This is a genomic window from Mycobacteriales bacterium (assembly GCA_035504215.1).
Lineage (GTDB): Bacteria > Actinomycetota > Actinomycetes > JAFAQI01 > JAFAQI01 > DATAUK01.
The window spans coordinates 1-2648 of the sequence record DATJSI010000108.1; the positions used below are offsets into that span (position 1 = coordinate 1).

The window sequence follows — 2648 nt, forward strand, 5'->3', positions numbered from 1 at the left end:
GGCAGCGGCGACACCCTCATGATCAGGGGCTCGAGCAGCAACGGGGGCGACGGCGACACCGGAACCTATGCGGTCGCTCAGGGCGCGACCCTCGAGTTCGACGCCACTAGCCGCGCGATCGACTACGCCGGCAGCTCGGGCACGACGTTCTCGGGCGGTGGCACGCTGGTGCTGAACAGCGGCACGACCGACTTCGAAAGCGATGCGAACCTGGCCACGCTCAACCGAGTCGTGGTGAACGGCGATGCGACCGCAGAGGTCGACGACACGCTCGAGGGACCTGCCGGCGGCACCGGCCCGACCGTAGCGATCAACGGTGATCTCGACGGCTACGGATTCGTGACCCTCCCGGCTGGGACAACGACGACACTCGGTCTAGGCGGTCTGACCACCGCCCAGCTCGGCGAGGAGGTCGACGTCGAGAACCAGGGGACGATGGCGATCGCCGGATCAGCGAAGGTGTGCGTCGATGAGGGCGCGACGCTGGAGAACGCCGGCCTCCTGACGCTCGGCTCGAACGCGAACCTCGGCCATAGCGCGGCGAACTCCAGCTGCGATCCCTCAGGCACGCTGCTGAACGATCAGAGCGGGTCGATCTCCTCGACGGGGAGCACGACGATCCAGACGGACACCTTCGACAACGCAGGAACGGTGACAGTCGGCAACAACAGCAACCTGGTCCTGGACGCCTCCAACCAGACGACCGACACCGGCGGCTACGTGGTCCCCTCGAACGGCACACTCTTGATCCAGGGAAGCAACCTCTCGCGCGTGCTCGAGGGCACACTCTCCGGATCCGGCAAGCTGTCGGTCACCGGCTCCAACACGAGCCTCGAGATCATGCCTGGGGCGAGCGACACGATCGGCTCGCTGAACGTGGGCGGCGGGGCGACCCTCCAACTCGACGCGGGCCCGTCAACCCCCCAGTCCGGATCGGTGCCGCCGCTCGTCGTCACCGGCGGCGCGACCTTCACCGGCGGCACCGTTGCCTTCAACGGCGACGCGCTGGGCGCACCGAACTCGACCGAGACCCTCGGCCTGCTCGGTTTCGGCTCGCGCACCGGCGGCACGCCGTCGTTCCCCGCGGACGACAACGGCTGGTCAGCCTCGTTCGGGACCGTCGATGGCGGGTCGGGCATCGTCGCGACCGTCACCCCCGTGCCGCCCCAGAACGAGACGCCGCCGACGATCAGCGGGTCGGCCGCCCAGGGTGGGACGCTCACCGTCACCCAGGGCAGCTGGAGCGGCTCACCCACCCAGGTCAGCGATCAGTGGGAGGACTGCGACCCCTACGGAGACCCGTGCACGCCGGTCGGGAGCGGCTCGACGTACAGCCCGACCGAGAATGACGTCGGCAACCAGATCGAGGTCGTTGAGACCGCGTCGAACTCCGGAGGGTCGAACACCGCCGACTCGGCGATGACGAACGCGGTGACGACGCTCGCACCGGTCAACCTCAGCCCGCCGGAGATCGACGGCGACGAGGGGACGGTGGGCGAGGTCCTCACCGAGCTGCCCGGCCAGTGGCAGAACAGCCCGCGGATCGTCCTGCAGTGGGAGGACTGCGACATCACCGGCACCGTCTGCACCCCGATCCCGGGGGCGACCGGCGGGTCCTATACGACCACCAAGAACGACGTCAACGATTCGATCGTCGTCGTCGAGACCGCGACCAACGCCTATGGCTCGGCGCAGGCCGAGTCAGACCCGAGCGAGCCGCTGATCGACCTCGGTGACGGGCTTGGGGACGACCCCACCGACGGGAGCGGCGGGTCCGGCGGGCGCTCGAGCGGCACCGCGACGGTGTCGGTCCCCGCCCACTCGGTCTCTGGGACGGACCTGTCGATCGGCCTGCGCTGCCCGGAGAAGTCGAGCTGCCCGGTGACGATCACGCTCACCGCGACCGAATCCGCCACCACGTCTCACGCGCACGCCGCGGCCGACGCTCATCACCCGCGCAGCCGAGTCGTCGTGGTCGGGTCCCAGACGGTGCAGATCGGGGCCGGCGACCATCGCACCGTGACCGTCGCGCTGAACCGGACCGGCACCAAGCTGCTCGCGAGCGAGCACACGCTGCGGACCGTGCTGACCGCATCGAGCACCCGCCGCACGCTGGAGCGGACATCCGTGACGTTCACCGCGGCCGCGAGCAACTCCTCGAAACGCTCGAAGCCCTCGCGCTCAAGCTCCAGGCACGGCCAGAGCTCGCACAAGCGCCGCGCGAGTACACACCATGGCACCACGCACAAGCCGCGCGGGCACCACTGAGCAGCCGGACGGCTCAGGCCGCCAGCAGCGGGCGCAGCCGCACGTGCGCGTGATGCTCGCTGGTGTCGCCGATCGCACGCTCGACCTGGCGCAACACCCGCTCGGTGCCGTCGGGTGCCTCGGCGAGAGGACTGCCGAGAGCGGCGAGCAGGAAGCGGTAGGCGTCCTCTGAGAGAGGGAACGAACCCGCCTCACACGACTCGCAGACAACGCCGCCCGCGGCGCCCGAGAAGCCGCGCAGGTGCTCGGTCTCACCGCAGACGGCGCACGCGGACAGCTGAGGAACGATCCCGGCGGCCAGCAGCAGCTTCATCCGAAAGGCGAGGCCGTTGCCGGCGCGACCGTGTGCCGGGTCGGCAGCGAGCAGCGCGAGTTCGTTG

2 protein-coding genes are annotated in these 2648 nt (G+C 69.9%); one reads left to right on the plus strand and one right to left on the minus strand.

Annotation, left to right across the window (positions count from 1 at the left end; all coding sequences use genetic code 11):
- A partial coding sequence (locus VME70_13255) for a hypothetical protein (GenBank protein ID HTW21167.1) occupies positions 1 to 2268 on the plus strand: 2268 nt, incomplete at its 5' end.
- A gap of 13 nt (positions 2269 to 2281) precedes the next feature.
- Here the strand turns inward: VME70_13255 and VME70_13260 are convergent.
- On the minus strand, positions 2282 to 2648 hold a 367-nt coding region (locus tag VME70_13260; protein ID HTW21168.1), incomplete at its 5' end, for a DNA repair protein RecO C-terminal domain-containing protein.